Raw genomic sequence first — 20224 nt, 5'->3', positions numbered from 1 at the left:
CTTGTCTACAAAATCACCGGTCACACGGGCGATGGTTAGCCAAGGTTCTGAACGGCACGCATTTCCTCCATGCTAAGGGCCTTTGGCTTCCGTCCATGAGTAAGCAAAGCAAGTTTTGCGGTTTCCTCCAGTTCTTCCATCGCAAACACCGCGGCTTGCAAGTCTCTTCCAGCAACAACAGGTCCGTGGTTGGCCAACAGGACTGCAGTGCGTTGGCCAGCCAAACCTCTCACAGCGTTGCCCATCGCCGCATCACCGGGCAAATAGAATGGAAGCAACTTAACCTTTCCCAACTTCATTATCGAATAGGGCGTAAGCGGTGGCAGCACGTCGTCGGGGTCCGTTTCCGGTAGCATCGACAATGCGACCGAATGCGTTGAATGCAAATGAACGACTGCTCCGGTCCCGCTGCGGGTATCATAAAACGCCGTATGTAGTGGCGTTTCCTTTGTTGGACGGTCACCACTCAAAAGTTGCAGGTCTTTGTCCAGACGGCTGACGCGAGCGGGATCCAAAAAACCCATGGAACTACCTGTGGGCGTCAACAGCAAAGTTCCGTCGGATAGTCGCGCCGAAATATTCCCAGACGCGCCACAGGTGAGCCCCCGGTCAAACATAGACTTCCCCAGAACACAGATCTCTTCGCGCAACTTGGACTCTTCGCTCATCCCGATTGCTCCATTCTGGCAAGGGCATCTGCGAAGAAGTTTTGATCTCCGAAGTTGCCCGATTTCAGTGCCAAAGCGATTGGGTGTGCGCATTGAAGGCGCAACACTGGCACCCCGGCGGCCAATCGCGGGCCGATTTCCAGTGCTTGCGCCTGAAGTCCCTTGACCGCGGCGCCAGAAGTCTCACCTCCTGCCACGACAAATCGGGTGACACCTTTGGCGAGCAACTGAGCTGAAAGATCGGAAAAGAGCGTTTCGATTGCAGAGGCCGCACGATCCGAGCCGAATTCTATTTGTGCCGCCTTTACCAATTCAGGATCCGCCGAAGAGTAAACCAGGGGCGGCACACGCTGCGCCAGCACCCAATCAGCCAGCTTCTGTGTATCGACATTCCCCTTTACGGCATCTGCTGCGCTGATTTCGCGATGTGGGGCCAGTTCCTTGTAAACCTCCACCTGATGACGAGTAGCCCTGCTGCACGAGCCCGAAAGGACAACGCCCGGGCCTTGTATGGCAGACCATGATGGTTCTGTGGGGGCGATATCGAAGTTTGCAGGCAATCCCAGTGCAATACCGGAACCACCACATAGCAATGGCGCACCTTTGGCAGCCTTGCCAATTTCCAGCAAATCGGCATCGCGGATCGCGTCCATAATAGTGTGACCAATGGCCGGCAACGCGGCGCGAATAGCAGCCGCCCCCCGCATCACCGTCAAAGCGTTCACGTGATGAATTGGTTTGGAAGACTGAGCTCCCAGAACGCGCCTCAAATCACCATCACGCATGGGGGTCAGGGGGTGATCCTGCATGCCACTTTCGTTCAGCAACTTGTCCTGAACAAACAAATGCCCCTGATAGACGCTGCGTCCGTTCTCGGGGAAAGCCGGACAGACGATCACACCTTCTGCATTTAAATGGTCCGACAGCACATCCAGAACAGGGCCGATATTTCCTGCAGACGTGCTGTCGAAAGTCGAGCAAACCTTGAATACGATCTGCTCCGCACCTTGGGCCAGCAACCAATCACATGCTTCGAGACTGTCTTGTTTCGCCTCGCTGGCCGGTGCTGTACGGGATTTCAGGGCCACGACACCGGCGTCCAGATCCTTGATTACGGGGTTTTCGGGAACGCCGATGAACTGACAAACGCGCATTCCGGCTTCGGCCAACGTCAATGCGATGTCTGAGGCTCCGGTAAAGTCATCAGCGATCACACCGATCTTCATATTTCGATCTCCGCGATAGGCCCCGGGTCCAGCCGGTGGATATGAGGTGCTGCGCCGACGGGAAAAACGTCGCGGACAAGCGGGTCATGGCCCGGCACGATCAACTTGGGATGTGACGCCAGCATTTCTAATGTTTCAAACCCATCCATCATTTCTTGCAGGTCAACAACGATGGGAAAGGCCTTGCGGGCCATGAAGTTCTCGTAATAATGCGAAGCGTCCGAGGCCAAAACCATCCAACCAACACCCGTTCGCACCCGAACACATTGCAGCCCGCGCGAGTGCCCGCCAATGCAGTGAACCGTCACACCGTCGGCGATCTGTGCATCTCCGTCGTGGAAGATGACTTTGCCTGAAAAAAGTCGCCTTACAGCCTCGCAAACATGGTCAGCCGTGAACGGCGCACGCAGGTGGTCGTCGCACATGCAAGGTCCCGTGGCGAATGCCATTTCTGCGGCTTGCATATGCAACTTGGCATTCGGAAACAGATGCAGCCCACCGGCATGGTCGTAGTGAAGATGCGTCACGATCACCTGGCTAACTTTTTCTGGTGAAATTCCGAGTGGACGTAAAGCTTCGTGAGGATCCATCGCTACGGGACGACCCCGGGCGGCGCCTTCGGTCGAGTCATAGCCTGTATCGACCAGCAACATTTCATCCCCGCGTTTCAGGACCCACATGTAATAATCCATCGCATGGGGTGCATCGTGATTATCGTCGATGATAAAGCTGTCGGCCCGCGTTCTGGCATTGCGGTCAGCATATTTGACGGCGTGGATTTCCCAATCGTTCATCGGATGACCTCGGAAAACTGGTGAACAGTCTTTGCGGCGATCATATCGGCCACAGCCGCATCGAAGGACCTGAAGTGCGCGCTTTGAAGGTGCGCATCAAACGCTGCGCCATCATCATAGACCTCATACAGAAACACTGTCTCAGGCTCTTCTCCGAGGCAGACATCGAATTGGTGGCATCCGGGTTCATCACGCAGTGAGGTTGCGGCGTTTTCGATCATCAGCGGCAAGAAGGTCTCTCGAACCCCGGACTTCAGCGTGAAGGTAACAGTTACGGCAAACATCAGGCAGACAGTCCTTTCAAGCGTGAGAATGCGCGCTTGGCGATGGGCAGTTGGCTGAGTATCAGGCCAATGTTCAGCACCAGCAGAATGGCCGCACCGGGACGCGAAAAGAAAACCGACAAATCCCCGTCCGACAGGAACAGCGAACGGCGGAAGGTCTCATCGAACAATCCACCTAGGATCACCCCGATCACCAACGGGGCGATTGGGTATTTCATCAGGTTCATGAAATAGGCCACGGCGCCGACACCCAGCATCAAGTACAGGTCATTGATACCTCCGCCGACGCTGAACGAGCCGATCGTGGTCAATACCATCACGACCGGCAAAAAGATCGTCTGAGGAATAGCCAGTATCTTGATGAAGACCCTGGCGGTGAACAGCCCCATCAGGAACATGGTCAAGGACGCCATCACCAGAATCGCAACGACGCGCAGGATGATCTCGGGATCTATCGTCGGACCCGGGATCACGTTGTTGATCTTGAACGCTCCCATCAATGCTGCGGCTGGGGGCGAACCCGGGATGCCCAACACCAAAAGCGGTATCAGTGCGCCGCCAATGCAGGCGTTGTTGGCCGTTTCAGAGCACAACAGACCTTCCAAAGAGCCCCGACCGAACTTCTCACCCTCGGAAGAAACGGTCTTGCCAACCCCATAGCTGACCCAGCCGGCGACATCTTCGCCAACGCCCGGAAGAGCACCAACCCCGGTTCCGATCACACCTGAACGGCCAATGGTGGGCAAGTAGCGCCGGATGGATCGGAGGTTCGGCAAGATGCGACCTTTCAGAGCCAGAACCTTCCCGGCTTCGACATGACGCAAACCGTCGATGATTTGAGGAATGGCAAAGGCCCCCATCAGTACAGGAACCACCTGAAACCCGCTCAGCAGATAAGACCAGCCAAAGGTGTAACGCGGTTCCGACAAAAGTGGGTCAAGCCCGACCATGGACATCGCAAGTCCAATCAAGCCCGCAATCCAGCCTTTGATAACCAAGTCTTCGCTCATCAAGGTGCCCGAAAGAAGTATCCCGAACAGCGCAAGCAGTGCCTTCTCAGGGCTGGCGATGTTTTTCGACACCAAGAGCAGCGCCCAGACGAAAATCAGAAGCGTGATGGTCCCGATTACTGTGCCTATGAAGCTGGCAGTTGTCGTGAGGCCCAGAGCTTCGCCTCCGCGACCCGCCTTTGCCAAAGGGTAGCCATCCATGGCAGTGGCCGCGCTGGCTGCTGTACCGGGGATGTTCAGCAAGATAGAGGGGTACGATCCCCCATAAATCGCGCCAACATAAGCCCCAAGCAGGGCAATCAGCGAATAGTCCAAGGGTATCTTGTTGCCGAAAAAACCGGTCAGGATCGTTACGGCCAACGTTGCCGTCAGCCCAGGCAAAGCACCGAACGTGATCCCCAGAAAAACAGATACGATCAGATACAGGTAGGTCAGCGGATCACCTGCCAAGCCCACGAGAGCGGACCCGAAACCTGCCAGTTGCGATAGGATAAAGTCCATCCGGTTAGTCTTTCCATAACGGACGAAGCGTCACGTAGTAGTGGTATTCGATTTGATTGAAGATGAGCCCACCGCGCGCGGGAACGTTCTGGCGGAAGACGAAAGCCATCGCGCAAACAAGGATGAACGGCGCCAGTATTGCAACAAGTGGCACGATCCGCAAAGCGCGTTCGGATGCGGCCTTGCTCAGCACTATCAGGGTCAGGGCGATCCAAATAACCAGCGTGACCCAGTCGTCGCCGTGGGCATTCCAGTCCGCCTGTTCCGGAGAACTTGCAAATGCGAATAGCCCGGCGGCAACAACCGCGATGCAGGCCACCAAAGCGCGTCGTGCATGACCGCCGTAGAAACCGAAGGTCAAAGCGGTGATCAGCAGCGCAGAGCATAGAATGAAGTCCACTCTGGGGACTAACCCCACCACATAAGCCAGGAGAGTGAGCCCAATCGTTGAACTGCGGACGAATTCAGCCTTGTCCCATCCGATACCCGCAGCGTTCAAGGCGTTGCGTGCGCCACCAGATCCGATCGAGACAGCCAGTAAGACCAGAGACAGCACCAGCAATCCGCCAAATATGAACAGCGGCACGATCGCGGCCGAGTTATACCAGTCTGTTCCGCTTACGCCTGCCCGGTTTTCACCCCAAAGAGGAATCTCAGAGGTCTTCCAGAGAAAAAACAGCGATACTGCCAACAGCACAACCGCTGACCAGAAATCACGCGCCCGCAGGATTTGTGTTTCGTCGGTCTTGTCCATTCCCCTGCCTCCAGAAGGAAAGGGCGCGGTCAAGCGCGCCCTTTCTTGATAATCACCTTAGGGTTTCTCGATACCGAGTGTGGCAGGATCGACCGTAGTCGCACCCAAATCCTGGAGCGTATAGGCAAAGGTGGCCTCAAGATTGGCAAACAGCTCCTGCGCATCTGCGCCATGTTGACCGCCAACATCATAGTTGTTCGCTGTAGCCCATTCTGCCACCGTGTCTGAGGCAATCGCTTTTTCAAATGCCTCACCAAGGGCCGTTTTGACGTCATCTCCGGCAGAGTTGTGCACGGCAAATCCGATTGCTTGCTTGAGCGGCAAGTACTGGTCCAGCCCGTCATACATACCGAACGCAGAAGGCACTGTATTGCCGGCAATCTGCGCGTCTGCAGGTGTCAACATAGCCAGCGGTTTCAACTGACCACCTTCAATCAGCGGGGCTTGTTCAGCCAACGAGGTCACAACCAGGGCAACTTCACCCGCAATGGCGGCTTCCTGTCCCGGCGCAGATCCCTTGTAGGGGACAAACTTGAATTCGACCCCAGCACCATTCTGAATGGCCAACAGGTTCAGGTGGTGAATTGATCCTGCACCTGACGCGGCCGCAGGAATTGTGCCCGGAGCGGCTTTTGCGGCGTCGACCAATTCCTCCAGCGAATTATACGGGCTATCTGCAGGAACTGAGATCAGATCGGGTGACCCACCAACAATGAATGGGTACCAATAGTCGAACTTCTTGTCCCAACCACCCTGAACTGCTGCGGTGACATTGGACTCTGACAATCCGACAAGCGTGTACCCGTCATCTGGCTGATTCATCACGTAAACCATCCCGTTGGAACCTGCGACACCGCCGGTTTGATTGATCACGTTGATCGAAACCGGCAAGTGCTTTTCCATCTCGGCCATGATCATCCGGTTGATCGTGTCTGTGCCGCCGCCGGCACCCCAAACAACCGCCGTCGTTATGTCGCGATAAGGGTAATCCTGCGCACCTGCAGCCCCTGCAATTCCGGTGGCCATCAGGGCTGCGGCCGCAAACCGCCCAAGTCTCAATCTCATTTCCAAGTCCTCCCAAAACACATGTGCGTTTGTTATTGCATTTATTTGCGTATACGTTAAAGAATGCATTGTCAACGGACTGTGATGAATGCTGCCATCACGCCACTAAGGCAGAACGGGAAGGAAACGGGCTCAGATGAACGGAAATTATGAAGTTGCAGTATTTCATGGCGATGGAATTGGTCCGGAAATCATGGCGCCCACGCTGGAAATCCTGAATCAGCTTGCAGACCGGAATCCGGCCTACAACCTGACTTTCACCGATGCGCCCGCCGGAGCTGCACATTACGCAAGCACTGGCGACTCATTTCCAGATTTATCTTTGAAGATCGCGCGCGGGGCAGATGCCATTCTGCTTTCAGCGATGGGATTGCCTGACGTGCGATACCCGGACGGAACCGAGATATCACCGCAGATTGACCTGCGCAAAAAGTTGGGTCTTTTTGCCGGGGTCCGCCCGGTAAAAGTACGCACCGGACAATCAACGCCCCTGGCTTTGCCTGAGGGAAAAGAGATCGACTTTGTCCTAATCCGCGAAAGCACCGAAGGCTTGTTTTTTACACAAGGCGCGGGCGAAGTATGTCAGGACGAAGCGCGCGAGACATTGCTGATTACCCGAGATGTATCCGAGAAGCTGTTCCGATTTGCCTTCCAGTTGGCCAAGACGCGCAAGACCTCAGGGCGCGGGCGCGGGCGAGTGACTTGCGTCGACAAGGCCAATGTGTTTCGCGCTTTTGCCTTCTTTCGTTCATTGTTCGACGCCGAAGCTTTGCGCCATCCTGATCTGACGGCGGATCATGCCTATGTCGACGCAACCGCTCTTTGGATGGTGCAGAAACCTTGGGATTTTGATGTCCTGGTGACTGAAAACATGTTTGGTGACATCCTGTCAGACCTGGGCGCGGGCCTTATGGGCGGTCTGGGGCTTGCACCGTCAGCAGATATAGGGCTTGACCACGCTGTGTTCCAACCCTGCCATGGCTCGGCTCCGGACATTGCAGGACAAGGTATCGCCAACCCTTTTGCGATGATCCTGTCTGCCGCAATGATGCTTGAATGGTTGGGTTTGACGGACGAAAATCCGGCGCTTTTTGACGATGGCGTGCGCCTTCGCGAAGCCGTTGAAATAGTAACGGCAAACGGCTTTAACCTGACCCGGGACCTTGGCGGTACTGCGGGGACGAATGAGGCCGCCGCCTCTGTAATGGAAGCGCTACAGGCATGAACACCAAAAAGGAAATCAGAGTTGCCTGTGTCGGGGCCGGTTATTTCAGCCAGTTCCATTACGAAAGCTGGTCACGAATGCCCGCGGCTGTTCCAGTCGCATCATGTAACCGCGATATCGACAAAGCACGCGCCACCGGACTGCCAGCTTACCAAGACCTCGCGAAAATGCTGGGCACTGAGAAACCGGACCTTTTGGACATAATTCTTCCCCCGGTAGCCCAGACCGAAACGATCCGAACAGCCCTGCGCAACGGCGTAAAATGGATGATTTGCCAAAAACCATTTTGCCGCTCGTTGGCAGAAGCAGAGGAAATAACCTCAGAGGCCGAAACAGCTGGCGCGACCATCATTGTGCACGAGAACTTTCGCTTCCAGCCTTGGTACCGCGCCATCAAGAAGGTGCTAGCGGATGGGCGAATAGGCAAACCGCTGCAGGCTACTTTCCGGCTTCGTCCCGGTGACGGCAACGGACCACGCGCATACCTGGATCGACAGCCATATTTTCAGGAAATGCCGCGATTTTTGGTACACGAAACTGCGGTTCATTGGGTGGACACGTTCCGGTTTCTGTTCGGCGCGCCAAGCGCAATCTACGCCGACCTGCGCCAAGTTAATCCAGTTATCACCGGAGAGGACGCGGGATATATTTTGTTCGACCACCCGAACGGTTTGAGGGCCTTGTTTGACGGCAACCGATGCCTGGACCACAACGCTGAAAACTTGCGTCAAACCATGGGCGAAGCGCTGATTGAAGGCACCGACGGTTCATTGTTCCTAAACGGCGACGGCTCGGTTGAATTCCGCACCTTTGGTAAACGGGACCGGCAGCAGATTCTTCCGTCACGAACATGGGGTGGGTTCGGTGGCGATTGCGTCCATGCCTTGCAAAGTCACGTCGTTTCGGGCCTTTTAGAAGGCACAACGCTGGAAAACACTGCCCGGGATTATCTGGACGTGCTCCGCATCGAAGAGAACATCTACCGCTCTGACGCGGAAGGTAAAAAGATAAGCTTGGAGTAGCCGTGAAGGGCCAGGACAGCAAAACTCTTTCCAACACGCAACGCGCCGTCCGTGACCTGCGCAGTATGATCCTGTCCGGTGAACTGGCTGCCGGAACCGACCATCTGGAATCGGAGCTGGCGGAAACCCTGGGTATGTCGCGCACACCGATACGAGAAGCGGCCTTGATGCTGGAAAGCCGCGGATTGCTGGAAATGCGCCCACGAAAAGGTGTTCGCATTCTTCCCGTATCACCTGAAGACATGCGCGAGATTTACGACATCCTGACAGAGCTCGAGAGCCTCGCCGCCCAACGTGCAGCGGAAGCAAAATACTCTGAACAGGATCTTGAATTACTCGCCCGGTCGATTGCTGAAATGGATCAAGCCATCGAGAAAGAAGACTTGGAAGCGTGGGCTGAGGCAGACGAGCTTTTCCACCAGGAACTGGTGCGCCTTGGCGGAAACAAACGCGTTGAAGCGATTGTCGCGATGATGAGTGATCAAGTCCGCCGCGCACGGGCGACCACCCTGTTCATTCGCCCATTGCCTTCCCAGTCGAACGAGGACCACCGCGCAGTCTTCAAAGCGATCCGTGACGGTCAACCTGATGAAGCGCGAGAGCGTCACCGAAACCACCGATTGCAGGCAAAAGCCATGCTTTGTGGCATTCTCGAAAAACATCGTCTTAACAGCCTATAACTCTCATGCCGACCGGACGGACCTTTCGACACGTGGACTACCCTTCGTGAAGGCCCAAAGCCCCTACTTTCCAACGATTTCAATGGAAAAGTCTCGCCTTGCGGCAACCGGCGGTGGTGGAAACGATGCGGAGGCTCTCACTTGGGCAATCCAATCCCATCCGGACGTCATCTTCCAGCCCTTCCGCTGGCACGGTGCGGTCAGATCACTGATCCGATGTCCAGTCGCTGCGGTCGGGAACGTCCTGTACCTATTCGTGGACCTTGGTCTGGTTGAGCTCAAACACCAAGTGTCACGACAGGTTCGCCGAGGCTTTCGAAATCAGGTGTGACGCCAAGGCCCGGTGTATCGGGAGCATAGAGCTTACCGCATTCAACTGTTGGCCCACCGAGGCCGGTTGGACGTGTGTTGTAATTCATCAGGTCTGTGGTGTTCTGCAGATACTCTGCCGGGGTCGAGGCCGCAAAATGCGCAACGACGGAAGACGTTATTTCGCCGCCCCAGGTGTCTTCACAAACCACAGGAAGGCGGTTTTCAACCAGATAGTCACGCACTCTTCGGGCTTTGCTTAGACCCCCCAGGTTGGAAATCTTCAGGCAACAGATCTCTGCCCCGCGATCCCTGACAATGCGCTGCGCTGCACTCATTCCGGTGATGCACTCATCAAGTTTCATTGGCTGTTCGGCCACGCGCCGGACCTGCTGGCATTCCTCATAGGTGCGGCAAGGCTGCTCCAGGATGTAATCCAGGTGGCGCGTTGCGCGGGCCACGCGGATGGCGTTGTCGACCCGCCAGCCTTGGTTGGCGTCCGCCATAGCATTTTCGCCAGGCTCCAGCATGGCAATGCCAGCGTGAATGCGGTCGATGTCCCTTGCCCAATCACTACCCACTTTGATTTGAAACTGGCGATATCCCTGTACCCGGTACCGCTGCATTTCAGCCAACGTTTCGTCCGTCGCCCTTTGTGGTGCTACGCGATACATCGGTGCACCGTCGGTCAACTTCCCACCCAACAACATCCAAACCGGCTGAGTGCAGGCCTTGCCGAGAATGTCCCAACAAGCCGCATCAAACGGAGCCTTGGCGTAACCGTGGCCCTGGACGGCGTTGTCTAGAATCGTTTCGATTACTCCAACCTGACGCGGGTCTTCCCCGAGAAGCCGTGGGCCGACCAACCGCGCCAAAGCTTCGACACCTTCGGAATGGGCGACCATGTAATTCTCGCCGCAGGGCGTGAACTCTCCGCAACCCTGCAATCCTGCGTCTGTGTCAATCACGACAACGCAGGCCTGGGCAACCTTAATGGCGTTCCCCGCGCCCCAGACATACGCGCCATCGACGTAGGGCAGACCGGTTTTATAAATCCGGATGCGGGTTATTTTCACGGAACCACCACAATGTTGCCAGTGTGCTTTTTCGTGATGAATGCGGCTTGTGCCGCACGCAGGTCCTTCAACGGATACGTTGCAGCCAGAGTGGGTTTGATGTCGCCATTTTCGATATATCGAACAAGGTTCTCCGTGACCTCTGGCACGATGATCGTAGAGCCCGTGAAGGTCAGGTCACGCAGGTAGAAGGTTCGTAAATCCATCTCGACCATTGGTCCTGCAATGGCGCCGGAGCAGGTATAGCGACCGCCGCGCTCAAGAACATTGATGAGCTTTCCCCAGTTCGGTCCACCAACAACATCTGCGACAACAGTGATTTTTTCTCCGCCAAGCGCAGCGCGCAGGTCTTCGGGGGCTCGCGGCAGGATCCGGTCCGGGCCAAGCCCTGCGACTTCGGCATGTTTCGCCTCCGACGCCATTGCGATCACGCGGGCACCTCGACGCTTGGCCAGTTGCACCAGCGCTCCACCAACACCACCTGATGCCCCCGAAACGAGAACTGTGTCCCGTTTTGTCACAGCAGCACGGGTCAGCATCCCCTCGGCTGTTGAATAAGAGCACGAGAAAGTTGCCAATTCTGCGTCGCTCAGATCTGAATTGAGCGCGATTGCATTCTGTGAAGGGATCGTTGTGTATTCGGCGAACCCGCCGTCTCGCTCTGATCCAAAATAGCCGGTCTTGTTCTTGTCTTCCGGGTCATCCGGATCACGCAACCAGTTATCGGTGATTATACGTTGACCGATCCGGGCGGGGTCAACGCCCACGCCAACCCCGACGATTTCGCCACACACATCGGCGCCCTGAATACGTGGGAACGTTATTGGAGCACCACCCCAGGTGGGATCGTCTTCGTTTACAGTCCCGAATGCACCGCCCGTTGTCGCCTCGGACACGGCCTTCGAATACCAGCCGGACCGGGTGTTGACGTCAGTGTTGTTCAGACCGCAGGCGCCCACCCGGATCAGAACTTCGCCCGCAGCAGGTTCCGGACAAGGCCAGTCCTCGTGCCAAACCATCTGATCCAGATCGCCATGGCCCATGGTGACCATGGCGCGCATTGTCTTTGGCGTGGTCATTTTGCAGTCTCGTCTGCCATTGACGAATGATCGGGGAAGCTCACAATCTCTCTGTCCATTCCATGCCCTTTCAACGTGCAATTTTCGCTCGACACGTTAAGTGGACAAAAGTACCATCGTCAATCATGAATGACACAAATGTATCAAAGCGGGTTGCCTATGGCTGATCTTGCGATGCCACGAACCTGGAGCGCTGAACAAAAACTGTTTCCATACCAGGTTGGGTTTACTTGTCCGCCTTTTGATTTTGATGCGGCCCCTTCAGACTTCTTACGAATATGCCCCGAAAGCGTCGGAGTGCACGGGTGGATGCTTCATGTACCGGACTACGCACACGGGCTGGAGCAGCGGAAGCAGAACTTTGGCATGCTGGAGGATTTCGTTCACTGCATGAGCCGGAATGGGGTCGATGTCTGTGGGCAGGTTGGTTCCAACTGGGTGCATGCCTGCGGCCTTGGCGTCGAAGGAATTCGGCAACACTGCAAGGAACTGTCTGACAAGTATGGCACGCGGTTTCACATGGCTGGATATGCCATGGTCGAAGCCCTGCGTGCGATGAATGTGGAAAAGGTCGCGTTGAACGCAGCCTATCATTGGCCGGAGTGGTGGAAAGGCACAGTAGGCTTCTTGCGCGAGGCTGGTTTCGACGTTCTCTGGGCAGGGAATTTTGTCGACCAAGGCTGGTTCCAGACCCAAGAGGAAGTCAATTCAAAACGTTGGATATTTGACGGTGACCTGGCGGAGAAGAGCTTTTCCTATGTTGCGGAGCAGGCACCAAACGCGGACGCCTACCTGATCAACGGCATGTGCAATTTCCGCAGCGGGCCTGACGGCCTGCCACAACGCCCGCTACACCTGACCCGCCAATTGGAGGCGACGATCGGTAAACCAATCGTCGGTCATGACATCGCGCTTTATTGGCGGATCATGAAGGATCTTGGCATCGCCCCTACGACACCACAAGGAACCCTGCTGGAGAGCCTTCATGCATAAGATTATCGCGCTGTGGGCAGTGCCCCGTTCGACATCCACTGCGTTTGAATGGATGATGCGCCAACGCGGCGATCTGGATTGCCTGCATGAGCCCTTCGGAGAAGCCTGGTACCAGGGTGAAGACCCATTGTGGCCGCGATTTCGTGAAGGTGACAAGACAACGCCGGGATTGACGCTTGAAAGCGTGTGGGACGGGATTCAGGCGCGTGCTGAAAAGGGGCCGGTCTTCATCAAAGACTTTCCGCACTATATCAATCACATGTGGACGCCTGAATTCCTCGGGTGTTTCAACCACGCGTTTCTGATCCGGGATCCTGCTAAAACGATCACGTCGATGTATGACAAATGGCCTGATTTTGACGAGCTGGAGGTCGGGTTCCCGGAACAACGAGCGTTATTCGACCTCTTGACAGCGCTTCATGGCACTCCGCCACCCGTCATCGATAGCGATGATCTTTTGGAACATCCCGAAAAGACTGTAGAAGCGTTCTGCAACGCCGTGGACATACCATTTCTTCCCGAAGCCTTGACCTGGGCACCAGGGGGCGATCCGTCTGCCCATAGCTGGTGGGATGGCGGCTCATTTCATTCGAACCTAGCCAGGTCAACAGGCCTGACACCGCAAAAGCGCCGCTACGTTGAGCTGGACAATGCGCCGGAACGTGTTCGCCATGTCCATCGCCGTATGAAACCCCACTATGATCATTTACGACAACACTGCTCGTCACCATTAGATGGGGTCACTTCAAGGGAATTAGGGTCCGTGGATTGATCAACGGACGGCACTGAAAGTGCTAAGCAGATGTCGCCACATTCATGTGGAGTTCAGCTGGGCATATAGTCGTGGGGCTGATCGATCAGTCCAAAAAACCTCTTTCCTGCAATACCTTCCTTGCGACCCGGAAGCACTCAAGCGATTGAGGCACACCGCAGTATATACCGACCACATGGATGATCGCGCGGATTTCGTCCTTTGAAACGCCGTTGTTCAGGGCGCCGTTGCAGTGAATCTCCCATTCATGCATCTTCCCCAACGCACCGATCATGGCCAGGTTCATCATCGACCGCGTCTTGGGATCGATCGTGTCGTCGCCCCAGCCGAAGCCCCAGCACCAGGCTGTCATCGCCTCCTGAAAGGGGCGGGTAAAATCATCGGCCGCTGCCAGATTTTTCTCGACGTATTCTGCGCCAAGCGTAGCTTTGCGCTGGCCGAGGCCGCGCTCGAAAAGATCGTCATCCATGTTTATCTCCAGTGTTCCTAGGCAGTCCGCCGTTGTTTCATATGATGCGAGCCGCTATCCCACAGCCTCGCGCATCCAGTGTTGCAAGCGAGCGATAGAATGCTCGCTCATCACGCCGCAGGCCGGATCAAGTACCAGGGGGCCGGGAACATAGCCTTTGGACTTCATACCGCGGTGAACGGATTCCACCAACCGGACGTCTTCCGCCACTGTCGTTTCACGATCCTGAACAGCCAAGGTTCGGATCACATCGCTGTCGTGACCACCCTGGGTGAACCAACCGCGCCAGACGGTACAGCTGTCAACCGTATTGGCACGCCAGTGATATGTGTTCAGTACGTTGCCCGGATAGCACTGGAAGGAAAACATCGGCCATAAAAACCATGATTGGTAATCGCAGGCGTGTTCGTTACTGTCCGGGTCAATCTCATAAGTCATCTTGTCCAGACTCTGGCATTGTGTCGTATGCCGCAGAACATAACCGTCCTCCGCAGGCTGGATGTCATACGTGTCCGGATCAACCACACCTTCGGCAAAAGTCGGATGATTTGACGGACAGTGATAACACTCCGAGTAATTCTCGACCGAGATTTTCCAGTTGCAATTCTCCGGGACCTTAACCCATTCCAGCGGTGCCAGATCGTTGATCTGCGGCACAAATTCAGCCAGCTCCTGCCGAACGCCGGGAAACCACTCGTCCATCGGTGCAGCGTCCTGATCCAGATTGACAAACAGAAAACCCAGGAAGTCTTCCGTCCGAACCTCGGTCAGGCAGATTTTGTTGCGATCAAAGCCCGGTACATTCTTGATGTTCGGACCGGCCCGCAAACCGCCGGTCAATTCATAGGCCCATTGGTGATAGGGACACACGACAACGCGAGTATTGCCGGTGCCGCTGACCATTTCGTGGGCGCGGTGCTGACAGACGTTATAAAACGTGCGTACGACGCTATCGCGGCCGCGGATGGAAAACAGGTTCTGCCCGGCGATCTCGAACGCGAAGTAATCCCCGACATTCGGGATATCAGCTGTGTGGCCTGCATATTGCCAGGTGCGGGACAAAAGGCCGTTCATCTCGGCCTCAAATATAGCTGGGTCCGTATAATATCTGGCCTCAAGCGTATGCGTGAGCGGCGCATTCATCGGCAATTCTCCTGACCTCTGTCCCGGTAGGCGCTACCACGTAATTTGCGCCGCCGGCCTTCTCCTGATTTTGTTGTACCATTTTTATTTGACTTTGGTACATTTGTTTCACTAGGTAATCCACAGAAATCTGCAACTCTGGCACAGGAAAATCGGCCATGGCCCAGAACGAGCTGCCCGCACGGGCAAAAGTTGTGATTGTCGGCGGTGGGGTCATGGGATGTGGCCTGGCCTACCACCTTGGCCATGAAGGCTGGGGGACCGAGACAGTTCTGCTGGAAAAGGCCGAGCTGACCAGCGGATCGACATGGCATGCGGCGGGCCAGATCACGCATTCCACCAGCTCGTACGGGCTGGGCAAGATGGTCGATTACAATATCAGTCTCTATTCAGGGAAACTGGAGGAAGAAACCGGGCAGGCCGTTACCTGGCATGGCTGCGGATCATTCCGGTTGGCCTATACCGAAGATGAGATGGATTGGCTGCGTCACACACTTTCCGTGGGGCGGTCGCTTGGGTTCAATATCGAACTCGTCGATCCTGCATTCATTGCTCGGAAACACCCGTTCTACAATCTCGATGGCGTGTTGGGTGCGCTCTATACGCCAGATGACGGGCATGTGGATCCGTCCAACGTGACCATGGCGTTGGCCGCTGGCGCGCGTCAGAAAGGTGTCAGAATTTTCCGCCATTGCCGGGCGACCGATATTACCCAGAACGCCGCTGGGGAATGGGTAGTCGAGACCGAAAAAGGCACTGTTGTGTGCGAACATGTGGTAAATGCCGGCGGCACTTATGCCCGTCAGATGGGCGAATGGTCCGGACTGCAACTGCCGATGACGTCGATGACTCACCACTATTTCGTCACCGAAGATGTGCCGGAATTCCGGGGTCTGGATACCGAGCTACCCGTCATCCGCGATGACAAGCTGGTGTCGGGCTATATCCGGATGGAGCAGAAAAAGGGCCTGATAGGGATCTACGAAAAAGAGAACGTCAACTCGGTCTGGCATGACGAATGCCCGTGGGAATATGAGAATTGGCTTTTTGACGCCGATTATGACCGGGTCATGCCGTGGCTGGAAAACGCGCTGGACCGGATGCCGATCTTTGCCGATCTGGGTATCACACGCGAGGTGCACGGGGCGATCTCTCATCCACCTGACGGCAATCCGATGGTCGGGCCGGCTCCGGGTGTGCGGAATTACTGGTGCTGCTGTGGTACGCAAATCGGTATCGGCTGGGGCCCGGGTCTGACCCGCGAGCTGGCCAAATGGATGGTGCACGGTGCCGCCGACATCTCGATGCGCGACTACGATCCCCGCAGGTTTGGCAGCTATGCAACAAAAGATTGGCAGGTCATCAAGGCGCATGAGGATTACAAATTGCGCCACGAGATCCCGTTTCCGCATTTCAACCGGACGAAAGGACGACCGATCAAACCGTCACCCCTATACGGTATCCTCAAGGATCAGGGCGCGGTTTACGAAGAGGTCTACGGGTTTGAACGCCCCCGCTGGTTCGCCCGCGACGGCGTAGAACAACGCGATCACTATAGCTTCCGCCGCAACGCGGTGCACGACATGGTTGGTGCCGAGGTTCACGCGGTGCGCAACAGCGTTGGCATCATGGACGTCACGGCCTTCACCAAGGTCGAAGTCAGCGGCCCCGACGCCTATGCCCTGCTGGACCGTCTGACGCCCAACAAGATGCCGCAAAAGACCGGCTCGATCACTTTGACCCATATGCTGAACCGGCGGGGTCGGATCGAAGTTGAAACAACCCTCGTCCGGATGGCCGATGACCGGTACTATCTGGTCTGTGCGGCGTTCTTCGAACAGCGCCTTCTGGATCATCTGAACCATAACCGCGGCACCGAAGAGGTGACCATAACTGCTCTTTCAACCGAGTGGGCTGCCTTGTCGTTAAACGGACCCAAATCACGGGGCGTGCTGACGCAATGCACCGACGCTGATCTGTCCAATGCCAGCTTCCGCTGGCTTTCCGCACAAGAGATCACTATCGCCGGACACAAGGTCTGGGCTTTCCGCATGTCCTATGCCGGTGAGCTTGGTTGGGAATTCCACATGCCGTTTGCAGCCTGCGTGGACGTGTACAAAGCGCTTTGGGCCGCGGGTGAGACGTATGGGATCGTCAATTACGGGTCTTTCGCCATGAACGTGATGCGAATGGAAAAGGCCTTTCCGGGTGCAGGAGAACTGACCAATGAAGTCACCTTGCCCGAAGCCAACCAGGGGCGCTTCCTGCACCTCGAAAAAGAATTTCTGGGCGCAGAGGCGACACGGCGCAGTGCGGACCAGGCCTCAGAAGGCGAGATGCCGTGGATTTGCGCCTATCTGGAAATTGAACCCGACGGCATCGAAGACGGCCACGGCGGAGAGGCCATTATCGCAGATGGCGAGGTGATCGGCGCCACGGCCTCGATCGCCTATGGGCACACGGTCGGCAAAATCCTGGCCTTCGCCTATGTCAAACCGAGCGCCGCTGTTCTCGACAAAGAGGTCCAAGTGATCATCGCCGGAAAACCGCGAAAAGGCCGGTTCCTCGGGCAAGCCGCTTATGATCCAGCATCGACCAGGCCCCGCACCGATCTGGAACAGGTGGCGGCCGAATGACATGAGGATCACACGCATCTCTGTCTGGCATGTGCCTCTGACAAGTCACGACACCTATTATATGGCCGAGGGCAAAACCTGCGATACCACAACCTCGGTCGTGGTGCAGTTGGATACGGATACGGGCCAGTCGGGCTGGGGAGAGGTCTGCCCCATTCCCCACTACCTTCCCGCTTATGCCAAGGGCGTCGTTCCGGCGCTGGAGGAATGTACCCCGGTTTTGATCGGAGCCGATCCGGCAGGCCCCGAAGCCGTGATGGAAAAGCTTAACAAGTACCTGCCCGGTCACAACTACGCGAAATCGGCAATCGATACGGCCCTGTGGGATCTGACGGCGCAGGCCGCCGGTATGCCTCTTTTTGTATTGTTGGGCGGGCGCGCTGTGGCGGACATGCCGCTCTATCACTCGATCACCTGCGTCGCTCCGGATGAGATGGCCCGCATCGCACGGGAGGCATTCAATCAGGGAATACGCCAGTTTCAGGTTAAACTGGGCGCTGACAATAACTGGCAGGCTGATGTCGCCCGCCTGACTCTGGTGCGCGAAGCGGTTGGCAACGGCCCTCTGGTTTACGGGGATTGGAATTGCGGGTCGGATAGTCTGACCGCCACCCGGGTCGGGCGTGCTGTTGCGCATCTGGACGTCATGCTGGAACAGCCCTGCGCCACGATCGAGGAATGCGCCCACATACGAGCAGCCACCGGTCTGCCGATGAAACTGGATGAATGCGCGCATGACGTACACTCGGTTCTGGCCGGGTATCAGGCGGGATGCATGGATGCTGTGGCTATTAAGCTGTCCAAGATGGGCGGTCTGTCGGCCTCACGTCACGTACGTGATCTGTGCCTTGGCCTTGGGACACAGATGTGCATCGAGGACACATGGGGCAGCGACATAACCACCGCCGCCTTGCTACATCTTGCAGCATCGACCCCGGCGCGGGGGATCATGAATACCTGCGACCTGAGCCACTATGTCGGCCCACGGCTGGACCCAACCGGACCTAGCCGCAGAAACGGGCGCATCGCACCGCCAGAGGGTGCCGGGCTGGGCGTTTCTCCTGACTCGCAAGCGCTTGGAACCCCAGCCGCACTCTTTGACTGACCATTCGAAACGGAGGTCGCCATGGACGATCTGAGCAACGCCTACCCCACACATGATCCCGAATGGGTGCGCGATATGCACGCGGACCACTACCTGCAAAGCTGGTCAAAACAGGGTGCCCGCCCCCGAGTGATCACTGGCGGGCAAGGCAGCTGGTTCTGGGACAGTGACGGCAAGCGCTATCTGGATTTCCAAAGCCAGCTGGTGAATGCCAATATGGGTCACCAACACCCAAAGATCGTTCAGGCAATAAAGGATCAGGCGGACCGGCTGTGCTATATCGGACCGGCCATGGGCTGTGACGTGCGCAGCGAGTTGGCGGCGATCATAACTGAGATCACACCGCCAAACATCACCTCGACATTTTTTACCACAGGTGGCTCGGCGGCCAACGAAACCGCGATCCGTATCGCGCGGCACAAGACAGGGCGCACCAAAATCATTGCGCGCTATCGTTCGTATCATGGGGCTACCGGGGGCACGCTATCCCTCACCGGAGACCCGCGCCATCACCTGACTCGCGCCGATATGCCCGGTGTGGTTCGGATGCTGGACCCGTACACCTATCGTTTGCCGACGGGTCATACCGACCCGGCCAAATGTCCCGTCGCACAGGGCGGACCGCATCTGGAGGAAATCCTGATGTACGAGAACCCCAACACCGTCGCCGCCGTCATTCTGGAAACGGTAGTTGGCACCAACGGGATCATCGTGCCGCCTGACGGCTATCTTCAATCCATCCGAGAAACCTGTACTAAATACGGCATCCTGTTGATCGCCGATGAGGTCATGGCAGGCTTTGGCCGCACCGGAAAGTGGTTTGCCGTCGACCATTGGGGAGTCGAACCTGACATCATCACGAGCGCCAAGGGCATCAACTCGGGCTATGTGCCGCTGGGCACCATGTCGGTGTCGGCCGAACTGCACGACTGGATGCGCGAAACCCCTCTGCCCGGAGGATTGACCTATGCCGGTCATCCCCTGGCCTGTGCTTCGGGCGTGGCGGCGATCAGGGCGATGCAGCAAGAAGACATACTGAACCATGCCACCAAAATGGGGCAGAAAATGCGCACGGAACTTACTCGCCTTGCCGAAAAACACCCGTCGATCGGTGATGTGCGCGGCCTGGGCATGTTCAACGGGATCGAACTGGTGAAAAACCGCGACACCAAAGAGCCACTGGTTCCGTTTGCCGCAAAAGGAGAAGCGGCAAAGCCAATGTCCGAGATGATGGCCTACGCCATGGATCAAGGGCTTTATCTGTCCTTCTTCTCGAACGTCATTCGTCTGACGCCACCATTGAACATTTCGGAAGAGGACATGATGACTGGCTTGGAGAATCTGGACAGGACCCTTGAAATCGCGGATCGCGAATGTGCCTGATCCCGCAATGCCGAGACGGGGCGATGACTT

General features: G+C 56.5%; 19 protein-coding genes. 8 read left to right on the top strand and 11 right to left on the bottom strand.

Features of this window, described 5'->3' with window-relative positions:
* Window positions 1-35: 35 nt before the first annotated feature.
* The 7 genes from otnC to AC2TDA_RS07460 are packed head-to-tail and all read right to left on the bottom strand — an operon-like array spanning window position 36 to window position 6302.
* Window positions 36-668 (bottom strand): 3-oxo-tetronate 4-phosphate decarboxylase, encoded by a 633-nt coding sequence (otnC, locus tag AC2TDA_RS07490; RefSeq protein ID WP_480877589.1) that lies wholly within the window; start codon window positions 666-668, stop codon window positions 36-38.
* Window positions 665-1894: a 3-oxo-tetronate kinase gene (otnK, locus tag AC2TDA_RS07485; protein ID WP_480877590.1), complete on the bottom strand. Its 1230-nt coding sequence runs from the start codon at window positions 1892-1894 to the stop codon at window positions 665-667. The genes otnC and otnK overlap by 4 nt, the downstream gene beginning before the upstream one ends.
* Complete coding sequence (locus tag AC2TDA_RS07480) at window positions 1891-2688, bottom strand: N-acyl homoserine lactonase family protein (protein WP_480877592.1); 798 nt, start codon at window positions 2686-2688, stop codon at window positions 1891-1893. Before AC2TDA_RS07480 ends, otnK begins: the two co-directional genes overlap by 4 nt.
* Window positions 2685-2972 carry a putative quinol monooxygenase gene (locus tag AC2TDA_RS07475; protein WP_480877594.1) on the bottom strand — a complete coding sequence of 96 codons (288 nt, stop codon included), beginning with the start codon at window positions 2970-2972 and terminating at the stop codon, window positions 2685-2687. Before AC2TDA_RS07475 ends, AC2TDA_RS07480 begins: the two co-directional genes overlap by 4 nt.
* Complete coding sequence (locus AC2TDA_RS07470; RefSeq protein ID WP_480845146.1) at window positions 2972-4483, bottom strand: tripartite tricarboxylate transporter permease; 1512 nt, start codon at window positions 4481-4483, stop codon at window positions 2972-2974. The genes AC2TDA_RS07475 and AC2TDA_RS07470 overlap by 1 nt, the downstream gene beginning before the upstream one ends.
* A 4-nt stretch (window positions 4484-4487) precedes the next feature.
* Window positions 4488-5237, bottom strand: coding sequence for a hypothetical protein (locus tag AC2TDA_RS07465; RefSeq protein ID WP_480877596.1), 750 nt, complete (start codon window positions 5235-5237; stop codon window positions 4488-4490).
* A gap of 57 nt (window positions 5238-5294) precedes the next feature.
* On the bottom strand, window positions 5295-6302 hold the full coding sequence (locus tag AC2TDA_RS07460; RefSeq protein WP_480845143.1) for a Bug family tripartite tricarboxylate transporter substrate binding protein: 1008 nt from the start codon (window positions 6300-6302) through the stop codon (window positions 5295-5297).
* A 136-nt stretch (window positions 6303-6438) separates the two neighbouring features.
* Here AC2TDA_RS07460 and AC2TDA_RS07455 point away from each other — a divergent pair, with 136 nt between their 5' ends.
* The 3 genes from AC2TDA_RS07455 to AC2TDA_RS07445 are packed head-to-tail and all read left to right on the top strand — an operon-like array spanning window position 6439 to window position 9229.
* Window positions 6439-7527, top strand: coding sequence for an isocitrate/isopropylmalate dehydrogenase family protein (locus AC2TDA_RS07455; RefSeq protein WP_480877598.1), 1089 nt, complete (start codon window positions 6439-6441; stop codon window positions 7525-7527).
* Entirely contained in the window at window positions 7524-8549 is a 1026-nt protein-coding gene (locus tag AC2TDA_RS07450; protein ID WP_480877599.1) for a Gfo/Idh/MocA family protein, read from the top strand. The genes AC2TDA_RS07455 and AC2TDA_RS07450 overlap by 4 nt, the downstream gene beginning before the upstream one ends.
* Window positions 8550-8551: 2 nt before the next feature.
* The gene (locus tag AC2TDA_RS07445; protein ID WP_480845140.1) at window positions 8552-9229 is read left to right on the top strand and encodes a GntR family transcriptional regulator; all 678 of its coding nucleotides are present in this window, start codon (window positions 8552-8554) and stop codon (window positions 9227-9229) included.
* A gap of 278 nt (window positions 9230-9507) precedes the next feature.
* Here AC2TDA_RS07445 and AC2TDA_RS07440 read toward each other — a convergent pair whose 3' ends face one another.
* Window positions 9508-10614, bottom strand: coding sequence for a mandelate racemase/muconate lactonizing enzyme family protein (locus AC2TDA_RS07440; protein ID WP_480877601.1), 1107 nt, complete (start codon window positions 10612-10614; stop codon window positions 9508-9510).
* Window positions 10611-11693 carry an alcohol dehydrogenase family protein gene (locus AC2TDA_RS07435; protein ID WP_480845138.1) on the bottom strand — a complete coding sequence of 361 codons (1083 nt, stop codon included), beginning with the start codon at window positions 11691-11693 and terminating at the stop codon, window positions 10611-10613. Before AC2TDA_RS07435 ends, AC2TDA_RS07440 begins: the two co-directional genes overlap by 4 nt.
* Before the next feature lie 309 nt (window positions 11694-12002).
* Here AC2TDA_RS07435 and AC2TDA_RS07430 point away from each other — a divergent pair, with 309 nt between their 5' ends.
* A complete protein-coding gene (locus tag AC2TDA_RS07430) occupies window positions 12003-12686 on the top strand; it encodes a hypothetical protein (protein WP_480877603.1) in 684 nt (227 codons plus the stop codon).
* Window positions 12679-13458 carry a sulfotransferase-like domain-containing protein gene (locus AC2TDA_RS07425; RefSeq protein ID WP_480877605.1) on the top strand — a complete coding sequence of 260 codons (780 nt, stop codon included), beginning with the start codon at window positions 12679-12681 and terminating at the stop codon, window positions 13456-13458. Before AC2TDA_RS07430 ends, AC2TDA_RS07425 begins: the two co-directional genes overlap by 8 nt.
* A gap of 85 nt (window positions 13459-13543) precedes the next feature.
* Here the strand turns inward: AC2TDA_RS07425 and AC2TDA_RS07420 are convergent, their stop codons facing one another.
* The gene (locus tag AC2TDA_RS07420) at window positions 13544-13927 is read right to left on the bottom strand and encodes a carboxymuconolactone decarboxylase family protein (RefSeq protein ID WP_480877606.1); all 384 of its coding nucleotides are present in this window, start codon (window positions 13925-13927) and stop codon (window positions 13544-13546) included.
* A gap of 54 nt (window positions 13928-13981) precedes the next feature.
* On the bottom strand, window positions 13982-15070 hold the full coding sequence (locus tag AC2TDA_RS07415) for an aromatic ring-hydroxylating oxygenase subunit alpha (protein WP_480877608.1): 1089 nt from the start codon (window positions 15068-15070) through the stop codon (window positions 13982-13984).
* A gap of 158 nt (window positions 15071-15228) precedes the next feature.
* On the opposite strand from AC2TDA_RS07415, the gene AC2TDA_RS07410 reads away from it, so the two are divergent.
* The 3 genes from AC2TDA_RS07410 to AC2TDA_RS07400 are packed head-to-tail and all read left to right on the top strand — an operon-like array spanning window position 15229 to window position 20194.
* Complete coding sequence (locus AC2TDA_RS07410; protein WP_480877610.1) at window positions 15229-17706, top strand: FAD-dependent oxidoreductase; 2478 nt, start codon at window positions 15229-15231, stop codon at window positions 17704-17706.
* A 1-nt stretch (window position 17707) separates the two neighbouring features.
* Window positions 17708-18811, top strand: a complete 1104-nt coding sequence (locus tag AC2TDA_RS07405; RefSeq protein WP_480877611.1) for a mandelate racemase/muconate lactonizing enzyme family protein — start codon at window positions 17708-17710, stop codon at window positions 18809-18811.
* A gap of 21 nt (window positions 18812-18832) precedes the next feature.
* The gene (locus tag AC2TDA_RS07400) at window positions 18833-20194 is read left to right on the top strand and encodes an aminotransferase class III-fold pyridoxal phosphate-dependent enzyme (RefSeq protein ID WP_480877612.1); all 1362 of its coding nucleotides are present in this window, start codon (window positions 18833-18835) and stop codon (window positions 20192-20194) included.
* Window positions 20195-20224 lie beyond the last annotated feature (30 nt).

Source organism: Ruegeria sp. HKCCD6426, assembly GCF_057221115.1.
This window is presented reverse-complemented; position numbering and strand designations above follow the sequence as displayed.